The following is a 20,915-nucleotide window of genomic DNA, read 5'->3' as shown; positions in this document are numbered from 1 at the left end:
GCAGACCGGGTCGCCCCCGGAACCCGCCTGCTTCACCGTTCAACATTCCTTGGGGCACGCGCACTTGACGCACCCCGGGCAGCATCGATCCCCGCCCCCCGCTGGTCCACATCATGGAACACAGTTGACACAGCACCAAATCGGGTGTCGCCTTCGAGACCCCTACTGGCCAAAAACAATGTCCTTGGATACGTGGGTCACATTGCATGAACAGTGAACTTTCGAAGGTCAACTCGTCGACCCTCCCGGAGGCACCCAGCACGAGCGCGGACGTGCCGACGGCCCGGGGAGGGGCACGACAGCACGGCACGGACAGCGCACCGCCCGTCAGCCACGCGCCCCGGCTCCTGGGGGCGCGCTCGTGACTCCCCGGGCCGACAGGGTCAGCTCAGGCCGGTGACCGTGCCGCCGAAAATGCCGTTGTTGACGGACACCGCATAGCCGTCGCCGTTGCTGAGGTACCAGTGCGCGAAGCTGCCGTACGAACTCCCGAAGCGCAGCACGACCTGGTTGGCGCTCCAGGAGACGACGGTGATGCCGATGCAGTTCGCGCCGGCGGCGTCGCTGTGACCGGCTTCGAAGTTGTTGTCGTCGGTGAAGTAGAGCTGGCTGCCGTACACGTTGCCGTTGGCCGAGTAGGTCCCGCAGCTGGTGACGTTGTTGTTGGTCCCCGCGGGCGCGGTGGCGCCGAATCCGGAGCCGTTGACGGTGATCGTCGGCGAGGCCACCCCCGGGCCGTGGGTCCCGCTGAAGGACACCGAGCTGATGGAGGGCTGTGACGCCGCGGCGTCCGTGCTGGCCTGGGCGGGCGCGGCGGTCACCGCGAGGCCCGCGGAGAGCGTCAGCGCCGTGGCGGCCAGGGCGAGTTTGCGGGTTCGGCTCATGTCGCGGTCTCCTTCGAGAGGGGTCGATGCGCGTCGGGTTCGACGTGCCTCACCGTGTCCGACTGGGGTTTCAACCGGCTTACAGCTACGGTGAGTTGGTGATCCTCTGCCGGGTCCTGGGCCCGATCGACGTGGAGATCGAGGGCGTCTCGGTCGGGCTCGGCGGGCCCGTGCCGCGCCGGCTCCTCGCGATGCTCGCGGCGGGGGCGGGCACGCCGGTCTCGCTCACGGTGCTGGCCGAGGCGGTCTGGGACGCCGAACTGACCGCCGAACTCACGGGCGCCATCCGGGTCGTGGTGCACCGGCTGCGCGCCGCACTCGGCCCGCGAGAACGCGGCTGCCTGCAATCGACCCCGCGGGGCTACCGGCTGACCCTGGAAGCAGGGGCGACCGACTGCGGCCTGTTCGAGCAGCGACTGCGGCTCGGCACCAGGCAGCTGACCGGTGCCGATGCCGCCGGAGCGGTGCGGACCCTGGAGTCCGCCCTGGCCTTGTGGCGCGGCCGCCCCTGGGAGGAGCTGGGTGAGTCCCTGCACGTCGCCGGAGTGCGCGCGCGGATGGTGGAACTTCGGGAGATCGCGGCGGAAGAGCTCCAGGCCGCGCGGCTGGCCTGCGGCGACACCGCGCAGGCGGTCGCGGCGCTGCGCCAGGCGGTGATCGAGGCGCCGTACCGCGAACGGCGTTGGGAGCTGCTCGCCCTGGGCCTGTATCGCAGCGGCCGACAGGGGAACGCGCTGGAGGAACTGCGGCGGGTACGAGGGCTGCTCGTCGAGGAGTTGGGCACCGAACCGGGCCCGGCTCTGCGGGCGCTGGAACAGCGCGTGCTCACACACGATCCCGGCCTGCTGACGATGCCGACAGCGGTCCTGACGAACGCGCCCCGGACCACCCACGAGGCGCGGCCACAGGAAGCGCGCCCGGCCGAGCCGGTGCGGCGATCGACCGTTCTCCGCCCCTTGACCCGGCTGATCGGCCGCGCGCAGGACCTGGCACACCTGGCCACGGCACTCGGCGCGGCGCGCCTGGTGACGGTCACCGGTCCGGCGGGGGTCGGCAAGACGCGGCTCGCGGTCGAGCATGCCGCCGACCGCACCGACGCCCACCTGGTGCGGCTGGCCGACGTCCGCGGGGCCGAGGCGGTCGCACCCGCGATCGCCCGGGCGCTCGGAGTGACGCAGCCGTCCGGCGATCCGCTCACCGCCCTCACCCGGGTCCTTCGCGAACAGCGGCGACTGCTCGTCCTCGACAACTGCGAGCACCTGGTGGACGCGGTCGCCGACGTCGTCCTGCCCCTGCTGGCGGACTGTCCCCAGCTGCGGATCCTGGCGACCAGCCGCAGGGCCCTGGGCATCGACGGGGAACGGGTGGTCGCACTGGCACCGCTGCCGCTCGACGCCGGGACCGGGTCGGCGGTGGAGCTGCTGTTCGACCGGGTGCGGGCGGTACGCACGGGCTGGGAACCCGCCCCGCACGACACCACGGCGGCCGCCTCCATCTGCCGATCGCTCGACGGACTGCCGCTGGCGATCGAACTGGCCGCCGCCTGGGCCCGGTCGTTCGGCCTCGCCGACATCGCCGCGCAGGTACAGGACCGGTTGCACGGCCTCGGCACCACCGCCCGCGGCACGACGTCACAGCACGACTCGCTGGTGGCCGCCATCGCCTGGAGCGTGGACCAACTGCCGCATGCGGAACGCCAGTTGCTGCTGCGCCTGTGGCCGTTCGAGGACGGCTTCACCTGGCAGGCTGCCGCGGCGATGGGCCCGGACGACGCAGACGGCGCGGTGTTCGCCGGACTCGCGGCGCTGGTCGACCGGTCCGTACTCACCGCGGACATGTCCTCACCCCAGGTGCGCTACCGCCTTCTGGAGACGGTCCGCAAGTACTGCCGCGGCCTGGATCCCGACCGCGCCACCACGCTGCGCGGCCACGCCCGGTGGGCGCGCTCCTTCGTCACCGGCCAGACGGCATTGCTCACCGGGCCCGGCTTCAGCGAGGCCGTACGCGCGCTGACGGGCGAGCTGGCCAACATCCACACCGGCATCGCCCACGACCTGGAGCACGCCCCCGCCGAGGCGCTGCGGACCATCGGCGCCCTGCGCTATCTGTGGGTCCACACGGGGCAGGTGTCCGAGGGCGGACGGCTGCTGCGCCAGGCCCTCGACACGTGTTCCGACGCACCCGCCGCCGACCGGGCGACCGCGTTGATCGGGCTGTCGCTCACCGCTGGTCACGCCGGCGCCGCCGAGGCCGCGCTCGATGCCGCGGACGCCGCCCTCGGGCTGCTCGACGACGCCGACCCGGCCCACGACCAGCTCCTCCTGGAGGCGCACATGCGTCGCTGCAACGCGTTGGCGGACCTGGAGGCCGGCGAGCGCCTGCGGGATGCCGCACTGGCCTTCAAGTCCGCGTGCGACCAACGAAATCCGCCGGGATTCCTGCGTGCGTCGGCGCTGTGGGGCATCGCCCTGGTCCACTTCCAGGACGGGGACATGCCGAGCACCGTCGAAACCCTGACCAGCGCGCGCGACATCGCCGAGCGGTGCGGCTTCACCTCGGGGGCCGCGATCTCCGACCTCCAGCTCGCCTGGTACCTGCTGGCCGATCCGGCGGGACCCGAACCCGGGGCGCGCCGGGCCCTCGACCTTCTGGCACGCGCGGTCGTCACGTTCGAGCAGCAACCGAACCGCTCCGACGAACTCGCCGCACTCCACGCCGGAGCCTTCGCTTTGGCCGTCCTCGGACTCCCCCGAGCCGCGGCCCAGCTGCATGCCGCGGTCATCGGCCACGCCGAACGCGGCGGCACGGATCCACGCCGCTACCGGCGATTCGCCGGACCCGTCCTGGAGAAGCGGGTGGACGAACTCCTCGCGGAACCGCCCACCGTGGAGAGCACTCCCTCGCATGGGACGAGATGGTCACGCTGTTCATCGACACCGTGGCCTCCCTGCCCGCGCCCCCGCGACGACGGCCGTAAGCCGATTGACATGCCGTCCGGTGAGACTCGGAGAACCACGCCGATGCCTGCGAGGAGACCCTGACCATGACCGATTCTCCGCTCACCCCACGCGACCTCGCGATCCGCTGTGTGCAGATGATGGGGGACGGCGGCCTGGACGAATTCGAGGCGCTCGTCCACCCCGAGGCCGTCAACCGGGAGAGCCGGGCCGAGCCACCGGCGGCCCGAGGCTGCGGACCGAAGGCCTTCCACGCCAGTGCGCTGTGGCTGCGCTCCGCCTTCACCGAGATGCGCTGGACGATCGACCATGCCGTGACCGAGAGCGACCTCATGGTCCTGTACACCACCATGTCGGGGCGCCACACCGGCACGTTCGTCACGTACGACGAGAACGCCCGGCCCAGCGGGGCCTTTCCCGCGACGGGAAGGACCTTCGCCGTCACGCAGACCCACTGGTGCCGCGCGGCCGACGGGCGCCTGATCGAGCACTGGGCCAACCGCGACGACCTCGGCCAGGCCATGCAACTCGGGTGGATGCCCCCGACACCCGGGTACGTCCTGCGCATGCGGCTCGCCCTGAAGCGCGCCCGCCGAGCCGAGCAGTGACACGGCGCCCTCTAGTCGTACCGCGCGAAGCAGGTGGCGCGGCGCCTTTCAGGGCGTACCGCGCAGAACAACGGTGACACCAACGCGAAAGCGTCCGCCGCCGCGACTACCCGTCGGCACCCAGGCCCCACCGGGCAGCGCGAAGACCGCGCCAGACCCCGCCACCCGGCCCCTCCCTACACCCCTGGTTGCAGCAAGTGGCCCGTGTCACCCAGGAGTTGACATGTCGAATACCACACTCGTGTGACGACGGGACGACAACACAGCCCTACCGTGAGGGGCAGTTCACCAAGGGCCTGCGCCGTCACTCCATGACCGACGCACGCCTGCGACCAGGTGGAAAACAAACGGAGGACCGATGAAGTCGACCCTGAAGAGGATGCTGGTGGCCGGTTCGGCCCTGGCGGGGCTGGGCGTGGCGGCGGTGGGCATGCCGGCCAGTGCCTCAGCGAGCGGGGAGCTCCAAGTGACCGTCCACACCAACTATTCCGACAACATCCAGGTGTGGGGAACGAACCAGTACGGCAACAAGGTCCACACCGACTGGGTCGCGACCCCGAACTCATGGACCCGGGTCAACGGCTGGTGGTGGCGCGGCACGGTGTCCATCCACAACGTGGGCCGCCACAACGGCCGCACGATCGACCAGTGGACGTCGTGCAACATCGTCCCGGGCGGCACTCCCCACTTCGCGGACTGCTGGGCCATCTGACCGTCGCAAGGACATCGCTGTTCCGTGGAGCGACACCTGTGGGCACCGTGGACCGCACGGTGCCCACAGCCGTTCCCCGTCGCGGTGTCCCGCGGTGCTTCTCGCCCATACCCGCACGCCCCACACCCGCGACGTCGACAGCCCGACGCCCCTTGATCAACGCGACTGGGCTTCGTACGCTCACCCGATGGCACATGACGACCTTCCGACGCTTGAACTCGCCTTTCCGGGCCCGGAACGCGACCGCGGTCTTGCCGCGATCCGGAGCGGTGAGAAGACCGCGCTCACGGGCCTTCTGGAGATCTACGAGCACGCCGGAGAAGCAGTCCCGCGGGCAGGCCAGCGGTACTCGGTGCTCGATTCGGCGGGTCGGCGAGATGTGACGATCGAGCTCGTCGACGTCCGGGTCGTACCGATGAAGGACGTCGACGACGACTTCGCGCGGGCCGAGGGGCGCGGTTACTCCGATGCGGCCGAGTGGCGATCGGCCCACGAGGAGTTCTTCCAGAGTGAGGGTGTGAGCGAGTACCTGGGCCGCACGCCCGTCATCGACGGTGACACGCTCGTCGTCGCCCAACGTTTCCGGGTGATCGAGACCGGCTCGTCCGATCAGTGACGTCTGCTCTGCTCTTGGGCCAGGGATCGGCCCGGCCCATCGCGCGGTGGTCAGCCACCCCGGCAGGGCAACCACCTGTACGGGCGGCGTAGCCGTGAGGGTCGTACACCACACCCGCGACAGGCCAGTCCCCCGGCAACTGCCGCTGCACGCCGCCCAGTTCGACGGAACCGGCCAACGACCGAATGTTGAGGGTCCCAGACCCAGCAGGCAGGATGAGCCTCCGGAACCGTGCGGGAACCAGGGGGAACGATGGGTATGGCACTGCGCTCGAACAGGCTTCTGACAGGCGAGGAAGTGCGGCTCGTCAAGAAGGCGAACGCCGTGGTGCGGGTCGCCGAGGCCGGGCTCACACGCTTCCCCTACGACCAGGCGATGTGGACGATCGGAATGCACGGGTCGGAGGCGATCGGCGGGCAGCTGCACGTGACGAACTACCGGCTCGTCTTCTGCTCACACTTCTTCAATCGCGCCACCGGTCAGTTCAGCATCTTCCTGCCCGTCATCTGCGCGGTGCGCGACACTTCTTGGGGTGTCAGGAGGCAGATCGAGGTCTCCACACGAACCCACCGGTTCACGTTCATCGTGTGGGGAATCCCCGCGCTGCTGGCCGCGATCGAAGGCCTTCGCCGAAACTGGAGCCCGGGCCAGGTGACGTGGCTTGCCGAGACCGCGACCGTGGAACACACCAAGCTGGGCGAAGGATTGGTCCCGCGCCGGAGCCAGGCCATGAGCCCGAACACGAGCCCCTTCACCTTCGTGGGAGCCGCGGGGCTTGCGGAGCTCCGCGAGCTCGCTCGGCCCGCTTGAGACCCGGGCGAGGCACCATCGGCACGGGAGTGCGCCGCGGGTGGCGGAGCCACTCCTTGCCGGACCGCGTCATCCGCGGACGATGACGTTTGTCATGCGGAGTCGGTGCGCGCAGGCACTGATGGCGAGTCAGGACGCGGACGTAATTTTGGGGACATGGAGATCACGAAGAACACCGAGTCCCCCGCCCGTCGCACCGAGTGGAGCCTGTCCCTGCTCGGCGGCCTCAAGCACCGCGGCGCCTTCCAGGCACGTGAGCGCACCGTGCACGTCGCCGCCGTCGGCGGAGCCAAGCTCGACCACACCGAAGCGACCCTCCCGGCCGGTTCGACCCACTTGGTGAAGGCGGCCCTGGTCGGCGGCGCGGAGCTGGCCTATCCCGAGGGCGCCTCTGCCGAGGTCGACGCCTTCTCCGTGTTCGGCGGGGTCGACCTGACAGTTCCGGCGGGCACGACGGTCGAGGTCAGCGGGTTCTCCCTGCTCGGCGGACGCAGCCGTGGCCTGGAGGGCGAGCCCGGTGGCGCGGTGGTTTCGGTGCGCGCGTACTCGCTGGTCGGCGGCGTCAAGGTACGCCAGGACTCCTCGCGCTGACGTCACCAGCGGGGAGAACGGCGCCCCCTCTCGTCTCCTACAGGGCGAGCGGCAGGCAAGTCCGGTACGGCGGTGCCTAGCGGTGTGCAGGAAGCGCCCGCCGCCGGGAAGTTGCCCGAGAGGGGCTCCACCGGAGGGTGTCGGCGCGCCGGGACCGGGTCAGCTCCGGTTGCGCGGGTGGTTGCGTGCCGCGCGTTCGTTGCCGCGCTTGTAGTTCCCCGTCCAACGCGCCATGACCAGCTGAGGATCACCGGCCTCGCACTCGGCGAGAAACTGCTCGGCCCGGCTGCCGCGCAGCGTACCGGCGGCCCGGTTGTGGTGCAGGATCAGGACGGTTCCGTCGGGGCGCACGTCATAGCTGAAACCATGAAGAGAAGGCATGGACGGACCATGCCGCCCCCGCACGCATCCAGCAACAGGATTTCCTCCCTGCCCGCACGTCGATGCCGTGATCACCGAGAGCGCGCCCCCCCTCGGGCTCGCGCGGTGGATCGGACAGACTCGCGCGGCGGCGAATCAGACAAATTGGACTCAGCGACCAGGACTCCTCGTCAGCCGGTTCACAGGGCGATCACGATTGCCGTGGACGTGCCTCTCGGCCCGCATCGCCACGGCGTCACGAATCCACTGGCCATCCGCCAGGCCGTAACGCGGCACCCGCGCACAGAGGACCGGCCCAACCAACGCCTCGCCGCGCCTGCCTCTCTGTGGAACGGGTGGCAGACGTCCGCTCCTCTGCCCGGCACCAGACCTGCACCCCCGTCGCACCCGCGAAATTGCGGGCGTGTCTGAGCGTGCACACATATTCGCACACGTGCTCTAATTCCAGTCATGGCGCGAACTTTTCCCCAGGACCTTGTCCAGCTGCAGCACGAATGGAACCGCACGTACGAAGCGCTGGCCTGCGCGCCGTTCCGTACGGTGCTGCGTCGGCGACTGCGGGCCCTGTCCTGCCGGATCGCAGGTCACCCGCACTGGAGCAGGACAGGCCGCTCTCCGGCTGCGCGTACGGAGCTGCGTCGGCAGGCACGCGCCGCCCAAGAACAGGAGACGAGAGCGGCATGAGCGAGCTTGGCGGGCGGACCCCACGCCAGGGGGAGATCCTGCGGCGCACCCATCGACGGGTGGCTGAAAACGGCGAGGCCCCGTCCGCGCGAGAGGTCGGCAAGGCGACCATCCTCCCCAGCAGCGGCTCGATCGCCTCCCAGCTGCGCCGGATGCGGGAGGCCGGGGTGGTGGTCGAGACCAACGGCCACTGCCCGCACTGCGGGCAGTGGCCATGAACGGGGAAAGACCGGCGGCATACCGGGTGACTCTGCGTTTCGTGCCGGGCGGCCCGGCCGTGACGGGCGACTGGGCCGACCCGACCACCGCCGAACGCGTATGGCGCGCCCACATCGGGAGCTACGGCAACCACCCCACGGCGAGCATCACCCTGACCCGACAACTCCCTGACGGCAATTGGCAGACCATCGCGGTCTGGACACGAGACAGCGGCGAACAGCGGACGTAGCCAGGGCGTCGACATCGCGAAGAAACAGGCTCGCCTCGTGCCGGTGAACGTGCGGATCCCCACCGTCGGGGCTGGGGCAGCCAACCCGCGGAGATGACCAGGCGCTGCGAGCGGCGGCTCCAACCGCAAGGCACGAGGTGGAGGCGGGCGCAGTGTTCGACGCGCAATTCCTGCCTTCCCCCCACTACTCGGTGATACCGTATAGTCGGTACTCGGTGGCACGCAGTACAGAGCGCTGAGAGGACTGAAGAGGACCCGCGATGGAAGACCTGACGGAGATGCTCAAGGGCACGCTCGAAGGATGCGTACTCGAAATCATCGGCAGCGAGGAAACCTACGGGTACGCCATCACCCGCCGACTGAACGAGCTCGGCTTCACCGACGTCATCGAGGGGACGGTGTACACCATCCTGCTGCGGCTGGAGAGGAACGGGCTCGTCCAGGTGACGAAACGGCCGTCGGGGGTCGGTCCGCCGCGCAAGTTCTACGCGCTCAATGATGACGGACGCGAGGAACTCGTGAAGTTCTGGGCGAAGTGGCAGTACGTCTCATCACGCATCAACAAGCTCAAGGAGGGCGGGAGATGAACTTCTGGGAGACCATCACGGGCAGCGATCTCACCAGGGACTGGAAGGCGTTCGAAGCCCGGGCCGAAGTCCTGCCGGACGACTACCGGGCGGCGTGGGAACAGATCAAGGTCCACCTCTCCCCCCACTCGGACTTCACCGGCCGCAACCTGATGCCGATCCTCGACGCCGCGCTGGGGCTGCTCGAAGAAGCGGCCTCGGACGGGCAGAGCGTCCAGGAGGTGCTCGGCGATGACATCCCCGGCTTCTGCACGGCACTGGCCGGCGGAGAAGGCGCGCGGACGTATCGCGACCGGTGGCGCGAGCAGTTGAACAGGAACGTCGCCAGGAAATTGAGCCGGCTGGGAGGCTGACGTGAGCATCCAGGACATCATCGAGGGCAAGAAGCAGTGGCGGGCGCACATGGCCCGGGTGAAGGCGCTCCCGCCGGACTACCAGATCGTCTACAAGGAGATGCAGAAGTACCTGTTCAAGGTCGGACCGGTCGACCTGCCCGACGGGCCCCTGCTCCCCGGAATCGTCGACTTCTTCGAGGAGGGCGCGGGCGAGGGAAAGGGAGTTCTGGCGCTCATCGGCAGCGACGTCGCCGCGTTCTGCGACGACCTCGTCAAGGACTCCCCCACCTACGCGGACATCTACCAGAAGTCCATGGGCGAGGAACCCGGCACGGCCGGAAAATAGCCCACCATTTCCGCGAGGCCCGCACTGATCGGCCTCGGCCCAGGGAACGGGCGGGTGGTCGTCCTCAACTCATCAGCTCAGGCGCGAAGTAGTCGCGCAGGCGAGCGATCTTCCCGTCGTGGACTCGGAAGATCTGCACCAGCGAAACGCTCTGGCCCTCGGCGGGGCTGCCTTCGCCCTCGTTGAAGACCACGTCGATCTCGACGATGAAGATGTCAGGATCGGCGGTGGTGTGCAGTACGTACGCGGACTTCTCAGGGAGCGGTGAGCGGTCGTCCTTCGCCTGTTGTGCGTAGTACGCCGCCATCGCGCTGCGGATCTCCTCGCGACCGACCAGCCTCCGGGGGAAGGCCGCGTCGGCAGGCATGAGCGGCGCCTCGAAGACACCGTCCTGGGTGAAGTGCGCGGCGAGCGCATCGGCGTCGCGAGTCAGTCCGGCGTAGGCGTAACTCTCGAAGATTTCCTGGGGAGTTCGGGACACGACGGCCTCCCGGTAGTCGGAGTCGGGCGCAGGGGTCCACATCATCCCAGCGATGCTGCCGGCGCGCGCGACGAAACCCGGACAGGCCGACGGGCTCGACACGGAGAGGGACGCTCTTCGTGCCTCGCCCCGCCGATGCTGCCGCTGCGTCCGCTCACTGCGCGGGTGCGATCCCGGAGAACGGGTTCGGAAAGTCCTTCAGGGACGACTGGCCGGAGTAAGTGGGGCCGCGGCGTGGGCTGTTCGCGCGGGTCCCCGCTTCCTGCGGGGCCGCTTTCGACGGTGCTGCCGTGCCTCTGGCGGCAGGGGGCGCTGTGACCGCGTCTTCGGCCGCCGACTGGAGCGAGGGCGCGCCAGGGCTCGGGACGAGGCCGTTCGCCTCCGGCCCGTCTCCGGGTTCACGACGGCTTCGGCCCCCTCCCGGCACCACCAGGCCCGCCTCGTAGGCGACGGCGACCGCCTGAGCCCGGCTGCGCAAACTCAGCTTGGTCATCGTGCGGTGCAAGTGGGTCTTGACGGTGGCTTCGCTGACGACGAGTTCCGTGGCGATCTCGTCGTTGGTGAGCCCCCTGGCCACCAGTTGGAGCACGTCCTGCTCGCGACTGGTGAGCCGGGACAACCCGGCGTGCTCGGGACGGGGCTCGTCGGAGCGCAGGGTGTAGGCCTCGATGAGACGCCGGGTCACCACCGGAGCGAAGAGCATGTCCCCTGCCGCGATGGTTGCGACGGCGGAGATCAGCCGTTCTGGCGGGGTGTCCTTGAGGAGGAATCCGCTCGCCCCAGCACGTAGAGCCGCGTACACGTACTCGTCGACATCGAAGGTCGTCAGGACGATGATGCGCGGAGGTACCACGGGGTGTGCGGCCAGGATGCGTTCGGCCGCCGTGATGCCGTCGATACCCGGCAGCCGGATGTCCATGAGGATCACGTCGGGGCGGTGGGCCCGCGCCGCGGCCACCGCCGATTCGCCGTCCGCGGCCTCCGTGACCGCGGCGAATCCGGGCGCGGCACGCAGCAGAGCGGCTATGCCCGCCCGGATGAGGTCCTGGTCGTCGACAACTAGCACATTGGTCACGGTCGTCCCCCTCGAATGCCGTCACGGACAGACTCCTACGTCTTCCGGGGGCGCCGAGCTGGTCGGAAGGGAGAGGCGGACCTCGAATCCCCCTTCACTCAGCGGCCCGGTGGACAGCCTGCCGCCGCAGATCCTCACGCGTTCTCTCATGCCGATCAAGCCATGCCCCGACCCTCGGGAGGCGATGGCCGGTTTCCCCGTGCCTCCATCGTCGCGCACCAGGATGCTCAACTGGTCTTCCCCGTAAGCGATATGCACCTTCACGTGTGCCGATTCCGCATGTTTGACCACATTGGTGAGGGCCTCCTGGAGGACCCGGTAGGCGCACACCTCCAGACCCGGATCCAACCTGCGCGCCACCCCTGTCGTCTGGATTTCGACGGTCACCCCTGCTGCCTCGATCCGCTGGGCGAGTTCCCCCACGCGGCTGAGTTCCGGCAGCGGGCCCAGCGGCGCGGCCGAGTCGTCGTGCGCTTCGCTGTCGACCCGGAGCACCGTGAGCAGCCGCCGCAGGTCGTGCAGGGCCTCGCGGCTGGCGCCCGCGATCGTGGAGAGCGCCGAGCGGGCGGTGAGCGGGTCAGAGGCGAAGACGTACTCCGCGAGCCCGGCCTGGACCGAGATCACCGACATGTGGTGGGCCACCACATCGTGGAGCTCACGCGCGATGCGCAGCCGCTCGTCGATCACCGCGCGCCGGGCCTGCTCGCGCTGCTCGTGCGCCAGCGCCTCGGTCAGCCTCCTCAACTCGCTGTTGCGCAGAGCGAGTTCACGCTGGCCGCGGCCGAACAGGAGGCAGACGGAGGGGACGAGCACCGCTTGGCCGACGGTCAACGGCAGCCCGAGATGACCAGCGAACCCGCTCTGCAACACGACCGCGGCAGCGAGCGCGGCACCCGCCGCGGCCACCCGCGCGGAACGCCGTGCGGCCACGCCCACCAGGGCGACGACCACCGCCCACCAGTTCACCGACGGCTGGTACCCGACCGCCAGGAACAGCGAATACGCGAGGCAGCAGCCGACCAGCGTGGTCACCGGCAGGGCGCGTCGCACGGCAATGGGCAGCGCGACGAGACAGGTGAGCAGATACGCCCGCGCGTCGAACGCGTTCCAGCCCGGCGGTTGGTACTCCGTACCCGCCACGCAGCCGCTCACGGCGACGCCGAGGCACAGCGCACTGTCGAAGAGCGCCTGGCGCAGGCGCGGTGTCGGTCCCATCGCAGGAACGTAAGCAGGATGCGGCGCGACAGTCGTCCAACCTGCGGTTGATCTGCGCGGCCGGCCGCGGGCCCGGCGGACCGTGTCACCCTCTGGTTGCACCCGGTCTCAACCGTGCGGTCGAGGCCGCCGCGCGGGTCAACTGCCCGGTGTACACGGGGACGAGAAGAGTTCCAACCGGCAGTGGACGTCCCTGCGGGCCGCCCCCTCCTAGTCTTCGGGCCGTTGGATCCGCGACGGAGAGGACGAACCCGTGAAACGCATAGTCGGCGCGCTCCTGGCCACGACGGCCCTCCTGGGGGGCGGAGTCGTGGCCGCGGCTCCGGCATCGGCCGCGACCAGCTGCTACGGCAGCAGCTGCAACGGCCTCGACCCCACCAAGACCAGCTGTGCCAACGACGCGAAGACCGTCGAGGTCGGCAACGGCAGCGGCAACATCCAGTTGCGCTACAGCCCGTCCTGCCGGGCCGCCTGGGCCCGCCTCCAGTCGAGCCGGGGCCCCGGCTCCATCGAGGTCAACAACGACCGGGGCAACCGCTACACGGCGTCCGTTCCCAAGTCGGGCAGCGTCAACGTGTACACCCGCATGGTCAACGACAAGGACGTCACCTCCAACGCGATCTACACCTACAACGGCGGCAGGAGCTGGGACGCCACCCCGCGCTACTGACCGGTCCCGGCGGGCCGTTCGCCGCCGCCCCAGCAGTGTGCAGCCGTACCTCATTCGAATGAGACAGGAGTTGGAAGCATGCCCATGCCCTTCGTTCAGCGCGGCCGAGCGCTGGCCGGCGCGGCCGGAGCAGGTCTTCTGCTGGCCCTCGCGGCCTCCGGGAGCGCGTTCGCCGCACCCGCCAACGCGGCGTACTCCTACGCGAGTTCCATCGACGCCAACAGCAGCCTGCGGGTCGGCCCCTCGACCATTCTCCAGCGGGTGGGCGTCACCACGGCGAAGGACCCCGTACAGATCGACTGCTACTACCACGGTGCGGACGTCAACTCCGGCGGATACCACACCGACGTGTGGTACCGCATGAGCCGCGTCACCGACCCCCGGCTCGGCACGCGCTACGACCTGTGGTCGTGGGGCGGCAACGTCAACACCCCGCACGACCCGCCGGCGGGCATGCCGGAGTGCCACTACGAGTGAGACCGCGGCACCCCAGCAACCTGACCGACACCGGGAGCGGGGTGTCGCCACGTCCCGTAGCCCGCGGCCCGGCCGCGCCGGACGAATCGGGCGCGCACACCCGCGCACCCACAGACACCCGCTGCCATTTCCTCAAGGAGCCCTGAGTGAGAGCGATTTCCCCTGTTCGAATACCGGCCCTCGTCACCGCGGTGACCACGGCGGCGCTGGTCGTCCCCGCCCTGAGCGCCTCGCACGCGTACGCCCTCGACCAGGTGCGCGCCGAGCAGGCCAACCTGGCGGGCCTGGGCTACCTGGCGCAGAGCGGCGTCGACGGAGCCGACGGCCCGGCCACGCACACCGCACTCAAGGGCTTCCAGCGGGACAACGGCCTGGACGAGGACGGCACGTACGGGGAGCGCAGCGAACTGGCCCTGCACCGCCAGGTCCAAGCCGTACAGGCCAAGGCCGGCGTGACGGCCGACGGGTCCTTCGGTGCCGGGACGAAGGCTGCGGTCCAGCACTGGCAGAGCGCCCATGGGCTCAGCGCCGACGGCGTCGCCGGGGCCGCGACGATGTCCTCGATGGGTGTGGCGCGCACGGTCCGCGTCATCGCGCAGAATCAGTTCTCCGCCCACGGATGGAGCGTCTCCGCGCAGTTCGACTGCCTGAACAGCCTCTGGGTCGGCGAGAGCAACTGGAAGGTGTACGCCACCAATCCGAGCAGCGGCGCCTACGGCATCCCGCAGGCTCTGCCCGGGACCAAGATGTCGACCGCAGGCGCCGACTGGAGGACCAACCCGGCCACCCAGATCAAGTGGGGCCTGAAATACATCGGCGACCGGTACGGGACCCCCTGCAACGCCTACAGCACGTGGAAGTCCCGCTCCCCGCACTGGTACTGAGCGCGCCACGGGACATGGAACGTCCCGTGTGCGGACCCCGGGAGCCGGTCGCCCACCGAGGGCGCGTTGCGCAGCGCCAAGACGGCCGGATCGGCCGGTGCGCCCCTCGCGTCCCGCTCGTAACCTCCTGTGCGACCCCTCGGGGAAAATTCCCTCTCCTCAGCCTTGCCACGGAAGGAAGTCACCCATGCCCAGCGTACGCAGCCTGTCCCTGACCGCCGGCGCCCTCGGCGCGGCCGTCGTACTGGCGCTGCCCGGCAACGCCTTCGCCGTCACCAAACTCTCCCAGTCGGCGGCCGCGTCCCAGTTGCGGGCCGCCGGGGTCACCTGGTCGTCCAGCGGCAACTGCACCACCCGCTCGAACTCCTCGTGCACGTCGTTCGACCAGATCAACCAGGCCACCGTGACCGGCCTCAAAACCCTCAAGAGCGCCAGCAACTGCGCCATCAACGTCACCGGCGGCACCGAGGTGGGACACGCCTCCGGCACCTACAGCCACTACAACGGCTACAAGTCCGACATCAACCCCAACACCTGCATCAGCAACTACATCACTCACAACTTCACCCACATCACGACCCGCGGCGACGGAGCCGCCCGCTACCGGTCCTCCGCGGGCAACGTCTACGCACGCGAGAGCAACCACTGGGACATCGCCTGGTGCGGTGGCAGTGCCGCTTGCACCGCCGCGGCCAGCAGCTGATCGCACCGCCCCACACCCGGTGGGGCGCCGCGGCGCCCCACCGGGAACCACTCTCTCCCCACCGTCCGAGAGGTACGTCATGAAGCACCGCATCGCCGTACTGCTGGGCACCGGAGCGCTGCTGGCGACCGGCCTGGTGGCCGCGCCCAACGCCTCGGCGGCCACCAGTTGCCTGGGCGCCACCTGCAACGGCAAGAGCCCCGCCGCCACGACGTGTGCCAACGACGCCCGCACCGTGGCCGGAAATCAGGCGCCCATCGACGCGATGGAGCTGCGCTACAGCCCGTCGTGCCGGGCGGCCTGGGGCCGTTTCAAGATCAGCGTCCCGTCCGGCTCGAAGATCGAGATCAAGAACAGCCAGGGCAAGAAGTACACGACGTACGGGAGCGGCAAGTTCTACAGCGTCATGATCAACGACAAGGACGTCAAGGCGTGGGCCTGCGGCTACTGGTCCGGCAACACCGAATGCACCGGGGACTACTGATGGGCTTTCAGGTACGCGGCATCGTGGCGGCGGCCGGAGCAGTGGCAGCCGCCGCTGTCCTCATGGCTCCCGCCTCCCCCGCCTCGGCGGCCCCCACATCGGGGTTCGACTGCGGCTATCCGTACGTCTGCTTCTATGTCGGGGAGAACGGGGTCGGGAAGTTCAAGGACATCACCTCGGGCTGGCAGACGCTGACCCGCAGCCGGGGCGCCGAGTACGTCGTCAATACGCGCCATGACGACGGCGCGCTGCTGCACTTCACCAACGGCCGAACCACCTGCGTCCAGCCCGGGGCAACCCTTCATGCCCCGTCCTTCGGCACGGTGGACAAACTCCGGATCACCGATTCCGCCCAGTGCCGGGGCTGACGACGCCCACGGCGAGGCTGTGCGGGCGGGCTCGTTCGTCGCTGTCCAGCCCGACCCTGATCGGGGCGGGGCGGCCCTTGTCGCGCATACCCGCGTTCGGACGTGGCCCGGTGGTGCTCATCCCGTCCATCCGGTGTGGCGCAGCCAGCCCTCGAAGGTCATCAGGCCGGGGTGCAGACGGCGAAGGAGGGTGAGGTCCCGGTCCTGGACGTAGAGATCGCGCTCGGCGAAGAACCGGAACATGGCCGCGTAGTCATGGCCGAAGTCGGGGACGGCTGCGTGCAGTTCGCTGTGCGGCATCGGGAGGTAGGTGCTGGGGGTGCCCGTGACCCGGGTGAAGGCGGCGGCGATCTCGTCGCCGGTGAGGCTGTCCCCGATCACCGCCAGGTCGCGGGCGCCCCAGGACTGCCAGTTGTCGAACATGTGGCAGGCGAACCAGGCGATGTCGTCGAGGGCGACGAGCGGGTAGCGGGCGGTGCCGAGGGGCAGTCCGAAGGTCAGTCCGCCCCGGCCGTCCGGTCGGGGAGTGAGCCGGTCCCGCAGGTTTTCGAAGTACGGCGCCGTGGTCAGGACCGACACGTGGTCCGTGTACCAGCCGTCGGTCTCCTTGCGGAGCATCTCCTCCGAGCGCATCAGGCCGATGTGCGCGGCGACGGCGGCCTTGCTGTCGAAGTGCGGGACGGGACGGCCGGTCAGCGACACCGCGCTGTCCAACGAGGACCAAATGAAACGCTCGACTCCGGCCCGCTCCGCCGCGGCCAGCAGGTGCAGCCCTTGCCGATACTCCCCCACCGCGCTCCCCGTGGCGAAGAAGTCGGTGTTGGCGAACACGCGGTCGGCCTGCCCCATCAAGGCGTCGAGCGCCGCCGGGTCGGAGCGGACAAGGCGCACGCGGCCGGGCGCGGCGGCGGCGAGCCTGGTGGCGTGGGCGGCCTCGGGGTGGCGGGTGGGCACGGTGATGGTGGCGTCGGTGGTGGCCAACAGGCGCCGGATCACATGCCTGCCCATGGCTCCGGTGCCGCCGACGACGAGGATGCGGGTCATGGCGTTCCTCCCTAATGGGTCAGGACGTGGTCGGCCACCTGGGCGTGGGTGGCCACCCAGACGTCGCCGGAGTCACGGAGGTGGTCGAGGATCTGGCCGACCATGCCCGCGAGGAGTGGTCGGCCTCCGACGTGGGCGTGGACGGTCAGGCGGAAAACACCTGGCCCGGGGGCGGCGAGCAGCTGGTCCAGCAGCTCGCGGTGCAGGTCGCGGTAGGCGTACGCCCCGGCTGTGGCGTCCCGTACGTCGGAGTGGTCGCTGTGCATGAGGGAGACGACTGGCCCGCGCGCGGTAGGGAGGAGCTGCGGGAGGTCGTGGTCACTGTGGTCGCCGGTCCAGCGGTAGCCTGCCTCGGCGAGCAGGTCGACCGTGTGCCTCGACCCGGTGGCGCGGGGGCTCATCCATCCCGTCGGTCGGACTCCGGTGACACGGCGAAGGATGTCGGTGCAGCGCCGGATGTTGGCCCGCTCGGCATCGGCGTCGAGCAGCGCGGGCACCACGTCCTGGGCCCAGGAGTGAGCGGCGATCTCGTGCCCCGCCTCGTGCGCGGCCCTGACGGTCTCGGGGTGCCGCTCGGCCACCAGCCCACTCACACCCACGGTGGCGGGCAGGTCACCGAGGACGTCGAGCAGCCGCCAAATACCCGTGGTGACGCCGTAGTTCACCCACGACGTGCGGTGCGTGTCGTCGACGCCGGGCAGCGGCCACGCCGCGGCCATCGGCGCGTAGGAGGGCCCGTGCCCGGGTGACCACAGCTCCAGTGCGACGGTGACGAGCGCGGCGACCTTCCGCCCGCCCGGCCAGTCGATTTCTGCCTTCATTCGGTCCCCCTGCTCGGTAGCTTCCGTCGTGGACGCTAGTGAGGCGGTGGGTACCTCCAGGTTCCTGGCAGGGGGCTACCGTCGGGGCATGCGTGAGTATCCAGGCAGCGTCCTCCTCGCCGACTGCCCCGCTCGGCTGGCGATCGAGATCATCGCCGACAAGTGGGCGGTGGTCGTGCTGTTCGCGTTGAGCCGACAACCGTGCAGGCACGGCGAGTTGGTCGATCTGATCGGCGGCATCTCGCGGAAGGTGCTGACCCAGACGCTGCGGCGCTTGCAGGGATACGGCCTGGTCGACCGCCGCGCCGAGGCGGGGAAGATCTGGTACGCGCTGACCGACCTGGGCCGGACGCTGGTGAAACCGATCGGCGTGCTGACGCAGTGGGCTCACGAGCACGGAGCGGATGTGGTGGGATTCCAGGAGTCCGAGACGGACTGTCGATGACGCGGCCCGCACTCCTCCTGACGGATCAGCACCCCCAGCCCAGGCAGGCGCCCGCGATCAGCCGGACGGCACGACCGGTGACCTCAGGCCGAGCCACTGCTCCGCGCCCCAGGCCTGGAACCGCTCCACCTCGGTGAACCCCAGTTTCGCCGCGAGGCGCATCGACGCCGCGTTGGCGGTCTGGGTCGCGAGCACCACGGGCTCGCCGGTCAGGACGCCGTCGAGCCAGTCGAGCGCCGCTCGGCAGGCTTCGGCGGCGTACCCGAAACCCCAGGCGTGCGGCAGGAACAGGTAGCCCAGGTCGGCCTTCCCCACGGCAGCCGGGCACCGGTGCGTTGCGGCTTTCCTGAGCAGGATCTGGCCGATCATCGACCCGTCGAGTTCAACGACGAAGCTTCCGGGCCATCGCGCGGGCACCTCCGGCATCTCGTGGTCGAGCTCGTCGCGGGGGCGGGGGCCGCCGAGGTAGGTGTGCACCTCCGACGAGGCGAGCAGCTCGATGAAGGTCGCGCGGTCCACGGCCTGGGGCTCGCGGAGCACGAGCCGTTCGGTCCTTATCGGGGCAGGTGGCCAGGAGACGGGTCCGAGTCCAGTCATGGCGGGCAACCTATCGCAGGCCCGCGCTAGCGATCCGGACGCCCAAGTGTGTCCAAATTGACGGGATATGACAGCTGCGCGTGGTCCGATCGACAGTCGCATCTGCGGGATGAGATCGCTTGGCGGGGCTGTGGTTGCGGCTCAATACGTCTGCTAGAGTCCGCACCTGCGGTTCACGGTGAGCAGGGTTGGCGGCCGGTTCAGGATCCTGGACCGTGACGTTGCGGGGCGGCGTCATCCACCTTCCCCCTCACTCCGCATTCGTGCCGACGGCGGCTACATCCGCAGGGCGCCCGACCCGGTGACGCAGCGGGCAACCCGCCACCACCCGATCCACGTCGGCCGCCCCCTCACGAAACACCTCCTCACAGCACCACCTCACAGTCGACGGGCACCCCGTCGACCACCGCTGCCCCACCCTTCGGCGCCCGCTCCCGTGACAGCCGCTCCGTCACGGAAGGCCTCCCCGGACACCGAATCCCAAGCACGCTGCCGAGCCGCGTCCATCGCGTCGGGATCAGCGCTGCCTCAACACTGAACCAACCAGGGAGAATTCGAATGGACTCAAGATCTCTGCGGCGCTTCGCCGTGGGCAAGGCGCTGGCTGTGGGCGCCGTGGTGGCCCTCGCGGTACCGGGCGTCGCGTACGCCAACACCGTGAGCGTGACGGTGCGGACCCCCGGCGCCACCCTCGGCCCCACCAGCACGTTCTCGGAGATATCGACCCACGCGGACTGCGGCAGCGGTCTCGTCTCCGGCGGCGGGATCGACCAGGCCATCGGTACCGGTACGTCCTCCAACGGCAACCACGTGAACGGCACCGGGCCCAGCCCCGACGGCACCACCGAATACACCGGCTCGACCGGCGTGGTGGGCACCGACAACACCCACTGGCTCGGGATCGGCGGCAGCGGCGGCGCCGTGAACAGCTCGTTCTCGTCGACGCCGTACGCGGTGTGCTTCAGCAGCAACCTGATCAACCACACCCAGACCATCATGAACAAGGCCGCCGGACCGACCACCGCTGCGACACCGCTCGCGGTGACGGCCACCTGCCCGGCCAACACCGTCCTGCTCGGCGGTGGCGCTCGGACCACTCCCGCGGACGTCGGCAGCCTCAAGCCGATCGCGAGCTTCCCCACCTTCAACAACTCCGCGCACGACTACGGCCTCAAGGCCGCGGCCGACAACGAGACCAACCCCGACTCCTGGACGGCCGTCGGCTCCAACGGCGGTGGGGGCGGCACCACCAACACCACGTTCGCGTACGCGATCTGCAGCGGCAGCGGCATCAATGTCAGCGGAGTGACCGTGAAGGTCCACTACAGCGAGGTGAGCGGTCCGACCTCGGCGACGTCGGGGCAGACCGCGACCGTGGGCTGCGGCACCGACGGAAGCCTGGTCGGCGGCGGTGCTGCCATCAGTGGCGGCAGCGTCACGACCACCGACTTCACCGGACCGGGGTCGGGCGGCGACCACCTCAACGGCAGCTTCCCCAGCGACAGCAGTGGCAATCCGGTCGGCGACGGGTCCACCTCGGCCTCGTACTGGACCGCCTACACCCACACCGGCGGAGCCGGCTCGTCCAGCACCTACTCCGACGTCTGGGCCCTCTGCGCCAACGACGGCGTCTGAGCGACCGGTTGACCCCGATGCGCAGGCGGGGTCTTCCCGCCTGCGCGTCCCCCCTCC

The 20,915-nt window shown here is 69.8% G+C and carries 26 protein-coding genes and 1 pseudogene; 19 read left to right on the top strand and 8 right to left on the bottom strand.

Going from position 1 to position 20,915, the window contains the following annotated elements:
* Positions 1-383: 383 nt before the first annotated feature.
* Positions 384-884 carry a hypothetical protein gene (locus AC07F3_RS15965; protein WP_479114403.1) on the bottom strand — a complete coding sequence of 167 codons (501 nt, stop codon included), beginning with the start codon at positions 882-884 and terminating at the stop codon, positions 384-386.
* Between the two features lie 98 nt (positions 885-982).
* Here AC07F3_RS15965 and AC07F3_RS15960 point away from each other — a divergent pair, with 98 nt between their 5' ends.
* From AC07F3_RS15960 to AC07F3_RS15935, 6 genes are all read left to right on the top strand, one after another.
* The gene (locus tag AC07F3_RS15960; protein ID WP_479114401.1) at positions 983-3,925 is read left to right on the top strand and encodes an AfsR/SARP family transcriptional regulator; all 2,943 of its coding nucleotides are present in this window, start codon (positions 983-985) and stop codon (positions 3,923-3,925) included.
* 2 nt (positions 3,926-3,927) lie between these two features.
* Positions 3,928-4,449 carry an ester cyclase gene (locus AC07F3_RS15955; RefSeq protein ID WP_479114399.1) on the top strand — a complete coding sequence of 174 codons (522 nt, stop codon included), beginning with the start codon at positions 3,928-3,930 and terminating at the stop codon, positions 4,447-4,449.
* Positions 4,450-4,807: 358 nt separating this feature from the next.
* Positions 4,808-5,161, top strand: coding sequence for a hypothetical protein (locus AC07F3_RS15950; RefSeq protein ID WP_479114397.1), 354 nt, complete (start codon positions 4,808-4,810; stop codon positions 5,159-5,161).
* A gap of 187 nt (positions 5,162-5,348) precedes the next feature.
* Positions 5,349-5,777, top strand: a complete 429-nt coding sequence (locus AC07F3_RS15945; RefSeq protein ID WP_479114395.1) for an ASCH domain-containing protein — start codon at positions 5,349-5,351, stop codon at positions 5,775-5,777.
* 258 nt (positions 5,778-6,035) lie between these two features.
* Positions 6,036-6,587 (top strand): hypothetical protein, encoded by a 552-nt coding sequence (locus tag AC07F3_RS15940; RefSeq protein ID WP_479114393.1) that lies wholly within the window; start codon positions 6,036-6,038, stop codon positions 6,585-6,587.
* 156 nt (positions 6,588-6,743) lie between these two features.
* On the top strand, positions 6,744-7,178 hold the full coding sequence (locus AC07F3_RS15935) for a hypothetical protein (protein WP_479114391.1): 435 nt from the start codon (positions 6,744-6,746) through the stop codon (positions 7,176-7,178).
* A 159-nt stretch (positions 7,179-7,337) separates the two neighbouring features.
* On the opposite strand, the gene AC07F3_RS15930 is transcribed toward AC07F3_RS15935, so the two are convergent.
* Entirely contained in the window at positions 7,338-7,559 is a 222-nt protein-coding gene (locus tag AC07F3_RS15930; protein WP_479114389.1) for a hypothetical protein, read from the bottom strand.
* Between the two features lie 680 nt (positions 7,560-8,239).
* Here AC07F3_RS15930 and AC07F3_RS15925 point away from each other — a divergent pair.
* The 5 genes from AC07F3_RS15925 to AC07F3_RS15905 all read left to right on the top strand — a co-directional run bounded on the left by AC07F3_RS15925 (position 8,240) and on the right by AC07F3_RS15905 (position 9,959).
* On the top strand, positions 8,240-8,461 hold the full coding sequence (locus tag AC07F3_RS15925; protein WP_479114387.1) for a LexA family protein: 222 nt from the start codon (positions 8,240-8,242) through the stop codon (positions 8,459-8,461).
* 26 nt (positions 8,462-8,487) lie between these two features.
* A complete protein-coding gene (locus AC07F3_RS15920; RefSeq protein ID WP_479114385.1) occupies positions 8,488-8,691 on the top strand; it encodes a hypothetical protein in 204 nt (67 codons plus the stop codon).
* 260 nt (positions 8,692-8,951) lie between these two features.
* On the top strand, positions 8,952-9,278 hold the full coding sequence (locus tag AC07F3_RS15915) for a PadR family transcriptional regulator (protein ID WP_479114384.1): 327 nt from the start codon (positions 8,952-8,954) through the stop codon (positions 9,276-9,278).
* On the top strand, positions 9,275-9,631 hold the full coding sequence (locus tag AC07F3_RS15910) for a DUF1048 domain-containing protein (RefSeq protein ID WP_479114382.1): 357 nt from the start codon (positions 9,275-9,277) through the stop codon (positions 9,629-9,631). Before AC07F3_RS15915 ends, AC07F3_RS15910 begins: the two co-directional genes overlap by 4 nt.
* 1 nt (position 9,632) lies before the next feature.
* A complete protein-coding gene (locus AC07F3_RS15905) occupies positions 9,633-9,959 on the top strand; it encodes a DUF1048 domain-containing protein (RefSeq protein WP_479114380.1) in 327 nt (108 codons plus the stop codon).
* A gap of 64 nt (positions 9,960-10,023) precedes the next feature.
* Here AC07F3_RS15905 and AC07F3_RS15900 read toward each other — a convergent pair whose 3' ends face one another.
* The 3 genes and pseudogenes from AC07F3_RS15900 to AC07F3_RS15890 all read right to left on the bottom strand — a co-directional run bounded on the left by AC07F3_RS15900 (position 10,024) and on the right by AC07F3_RS15890 (position 12,730).
* Positions 10,024-10,485: a nuclear transport factor 2 family protein gene (locus AC07F3_RS15900; protein ID WP_479114378.1), complete on the bottom strand. Its 462-nt coding sequence runs from the start codon at positions 10,483-10,485 to the stop codon at positions 10,024-10,026.
* A gap of 370 nt (positions 10,486-10,855) precedes the next feature.
* Positions 10,856-11,515, bottom strand: a pseudogene (locus tag AC07F3_RS15895) (response regulator); the annotation flags it as partial.
* A 21-nt stretch (positions 11,516-11,536) separates the two neighbouring features.
* Positions 11,537-12,730 carry a sensor histidine kinase gene (locus AC07F3_RS15890; protein ID WP_479114376.1) on the bottom strand — a complete coding sequence of 398 codons (1,194 nt, stop codon included), beginning with the start codon at positions 12,728-12,730 and terminating at the stop codon, positions 11,537-11,539.
* Between the two features lie 253 nt (positions 12,731-12,983).
* Here AC07F3_RS15890 and AC07F3_RS15885 point away from each other — a divergent pair, with 253 nt between their 5' ends.
* From AC07F3_RS15885 to AC07F3_RS15860, 6 genes are all read left to right on the top strand, one after another.
* Positions 12,984-13,400, top strand: coding sequence for a DUF2690 domain-containing protein (locus tag AC07F3_RS15885; RefSeq protein WP_479114374.1), 417 nt, complete (start codon positions 12,984-12,986; stop codon positions 13,398-13,400).
* A 78-nt stretch (positions 13,401-13,478) separates the two neighbouring features.
* Complete coding sequence (locus tag AC07F3_RS15880) at positions 13,479-13,877, top strand: hypothetical protein (RefSeq protein ID WP_479114372.1); 399 nt, start codon at positions 13,479-13,481, stop codon at positions 13,875-13,877.
* Positions 13,878-14,023: 146 nt separating this feature from the next.
* The gene (locus AC07F3_RS15875; RefSeq protein ID WP_479114370.1) at positions 14,024-14,761 is read left to right on the top strand and encodes an aggregation-promoting factor C-terminal-like domain-containing protein; all 738 of its coding nucleotides are present in this window, start codon (positions 14,024-14,026) and stop codon (positions 14,759-14,761) included.
* A gap of 187 nt (positions 14,762-14,948) precedes the next feature.
* Positions 14,949-15,464: a hypothetical protein gene (locus tag AC07F3_RS15870; protein WP_479114368.1), complete on the top strand. Its 516-nt coding sequence runs from the start codon at positions 14,949-14,951 to the stop codon at positions 15,462-15,464.
* A gap of 79 nt (positions 15,465-15,543) precedes the next feature.
* Positions 15,544-15,948, top strand: a complete 405-nt coding sequence (locus tag AC07F3_RS15865; RefSeq protein ID WP_479114366.1) for a DUF2690 domain-containing protein — start codon at positions 15,544-15,546, stop codon at positions 15,946-15,948.
* Entirely contained in the window at positions 15,948-16,316 is a 369-nt protein-coding gene (locus AC07F3_RS15860) for a hypothetical protein (RefSeq protein WP_479114364.1), read from the top strand. Before AC07F3_RS15865 ends, AC07F3_RS15860 begins: the two co-directional genes overlap by 1 nt.
* A 117-nt stretch (positions 16,317-16,433) precedes the next feature.
* Here the strand turns inward: AC07F3_RS15860 and AC07F3_RS15855 are convergent, their stop codons facing one another.
* The gene (locus AC07F3_RS15855; protein ID WP_479114362.1) at positions 16,434-17,360 is read right to left on the bottom strand and encodes an NmrA family NAD(P)-binding protein; all 927 of its coding nucleotides are present in this window, start codon (positions 17,358-17,360) and stop codon (positions 16,434-16,436) included.
* An 11-nt stretch (positions 17,361-17,371) separates the two neighbouring features.
* On the bottom strand, positions 17,372-18,181 hold the full coding sequence (locus tag AC07F3_RS15850) for a polysaccharide deacetylase family protein (RefSeq protein ID WP_479114360.1): 810 nt from the start codon (positions 18,179-18,181) through the stop codon (positions 17,372-17,374).
* Positions 18,182-18,269: 88 nt separating this feature from the next.
* On the opposite strand from AC07F3_RS15850, the gene AC07F3_RS15845 reads away from it, so the two are divergent.
* A complete protein-coding gene (locus tag AC07F3_RS15845) occupies positions 18,270-18,626 on the top strand; it encodes a winged helix-turn-helix transcriptional regulator (RefSeq protein WP_479114358.1) in 357 nt (118 codons plus the stop codon).
* 57 nt (positions 18,627-18,683) lie between these two features.
* Here AC07F3_RS15845 and AC07F3_RS15840 read toward each other — a convergent pair whose 3' ends face one another.
* Entirely contained in the window at positions 18,684-19,223 is a 540-nt protein-coding gene (locus tag AC07F3_RS15840) for a GNAT family N-acetyltransferase (protein WP_479114356.1), read from the bottom strand.
* Between the two features lie 558 nt (positions 19,224-19,781).
* Between AC07F3_RS15840 and AC07F3_RS15835 the strand changes: the two genes are divergently transcribed.
* The gene (locus tag AC07F3_RS15835; RefSeq protein WP_479114354.1) at positions 19,782-20,858 is read left to right on the top strand and encodes a hypothetical protein; all 1,077 of its coding nucleotides are present in this window, start codon (positions 19,782-19,784) and stop codon (positions 20,856-20,858) included.
* The last annotated feature ends 57 nt before the right edge of the window (positions 20,859-20,915 follow it).

This window comes from Streptomyces sp. NPDC045846 (genome assembly GCF_056431605.1).
The sequence above is the reverse complement of the archived record's forward strand: the minus strand, read 5'-3'. Positions and strand labels throughout refer to the sequence as shown.

What these genes read in the sequence shown, in the direction of transcription:
- AC07F3_RS15900 (WP_479114378.1), bottom strand. Translation starts at nt 10,485, where the DNA reads ATGATGTGGACCCCTGCGCCCGACTCCGACTACCGGGAGGCCGTCGTG.
- AC07F3_RS15850 (WP_479114360.1), bottom strand. Translation starts at nt 18,181, where the DNA reads ATGAAGGCAGAAATCGACTGGCCGGGCGGGCGGAAGGTCGCCGCGCTC.
- AC07F3_RS15915 (WP_479114384.1), top strand. Translation starts at nt 8,952, where the DNA reads ATGGAAGACCTGACGGAGATGCTCAAGGGCACGCTCGAAGGATGCGTA.
- AC07F3_RS15925 (WP_479114387.1), top strand. Translation starts at nt 8,240, where the DNA reads ATGAGCGAGCTTGGCGGGCGGACCCCACGCCAGGGGGAGATCCTGCGG.
- AC07F3_RS15910 (WP_479114382.1), top strand. Translation starts at nt 9,275, where the DNA reads ATGAACTTCTGGGAGACCATCACGGGCAGCGATCTCACCAGGGACTGG.
- AC07F3_RS15965 (WP_479114403.1), bottom strand. Translation starts at nt 884, where the DNA reads ATGAGCCGAACCCGCAAACTCGCCCTGGCCGCCACGGCGCTGACGCTC.
- AC07F3_RS15950 (WP_479114397.1), top strand. Translation starts at nt 4,808, where the DNA reads ATGAAGTCGACCCTGAAGAGGATGCTGGTGGCCGGTTCGGCCCTGGCG.
- AC07F3_RS15940 (WP_479114393.1), top strand. Translation starts at nt 6,036, where the DNA reads ATGGCACTGCGCTCGAACAGGCTTCTGACAGGCGAGGAAGTGCGGCTC.
- AC07F3_RS15845 (WP_479114358.1), top strand. Translation starts at nt 18,270, where the DNA reads ATGCGTGAGTATCCAGGCAGCGTCCTCCTCGCCGACTGCCCCGCTCGG.
- AC07F3_RS15955 (WP_479114399.1), top strand. Translation starts at nt 3,928, where the DNA reads ATGACCGATTCTCCGCTCACCCCACGCGACCTCGCGATCCGCTGTGTG.
- AC07F3_RS15890 (WP_479114376.1), bottom strand. Translation starts at nt 12,730, where the DNA reads ATGGGACCGACACCGCGCCTGCGCCAGGCGCTCTTCGACAGTGCGCTG.
- AC07F3_RS15930 (WP_479114389.1), bottom strand. Translation starts at nt 7,559, where the DNA reads ATGCCTTCTCTTCATGGTTTCAGCTATGACGTGCGCCCCGACGGAACC.
- AC07F3_RS15945 (WP_479114395.1), top strand. Translation starts at nt 5,349, where the DNA reads ATGGCACATGACGACCTTCCGACGCTTGAACTCGCCTTTCCGGGCCCG.
- AC07F3_RS15935 (WP_479114391.1), top strand. Translation starts at nt 6,744, where the DNA reads ATGGAGATCACGAAGAACACCGAGTCCCCCGCCCGTCGCACCGAGTGG.
- AC07F3_RS15860 (WP_479114364.1), top strand. Translation starts at nt 15,948, where the DNA reads ATGGGCTTTCAGGTACGCGGCATCGTGGCGGCGGCCGGAGCAGTGGCA.
- AC07F3_RS15855 (WP_479114362.1), bottom strand. Translation starts at nt 17,360, where the DNA reads ATGACCCGCATCCTCGTCGTCGGCGGCACCGGAGCCATGGGCAGGCAT.
- AC07F3_RS15870 (WP_479114368.1), top strand. Translation starts at nt 14,949, where the DNA reads ATGCCCAGCGTACGCAGCCTGTCCCTGACCGCCGGCGCCCTCGGCGCG.
- AC07F3_RS15880 (WP_479114372.1), top strand. Translation starts at nt 13,479, where the DNA reads ATGCCCATGCCCTTCGTTCAGCGCGGCCGAGCGCTGGCCGGCGCGGCC.
- AC07F3_RS15865 (WP_479114366.1), top strand. Translation starts at nt 15,544, where the DNA reads ATGAAGCACCGCATCGCCGTACTGCTGGGCACCGGAGCGCTGCTGGCG.
- AC07F3_RS15835 (WP_479114354.1), top strand. Translation starts at nt 19,782, where the DNA reads ATGGACTCAAGATCTCTGCGGCGCTTCGCCGTGGGCAAGGCGCTGGCT.
- AC07F3_RS15840 (WP_479114356.1), bottom strand. Translation starts at nt 19,223, where the DNA reads ATGACTGGACTCGGACCCGTCTCCTGGCCACCTGCCCCGATAAGGACC.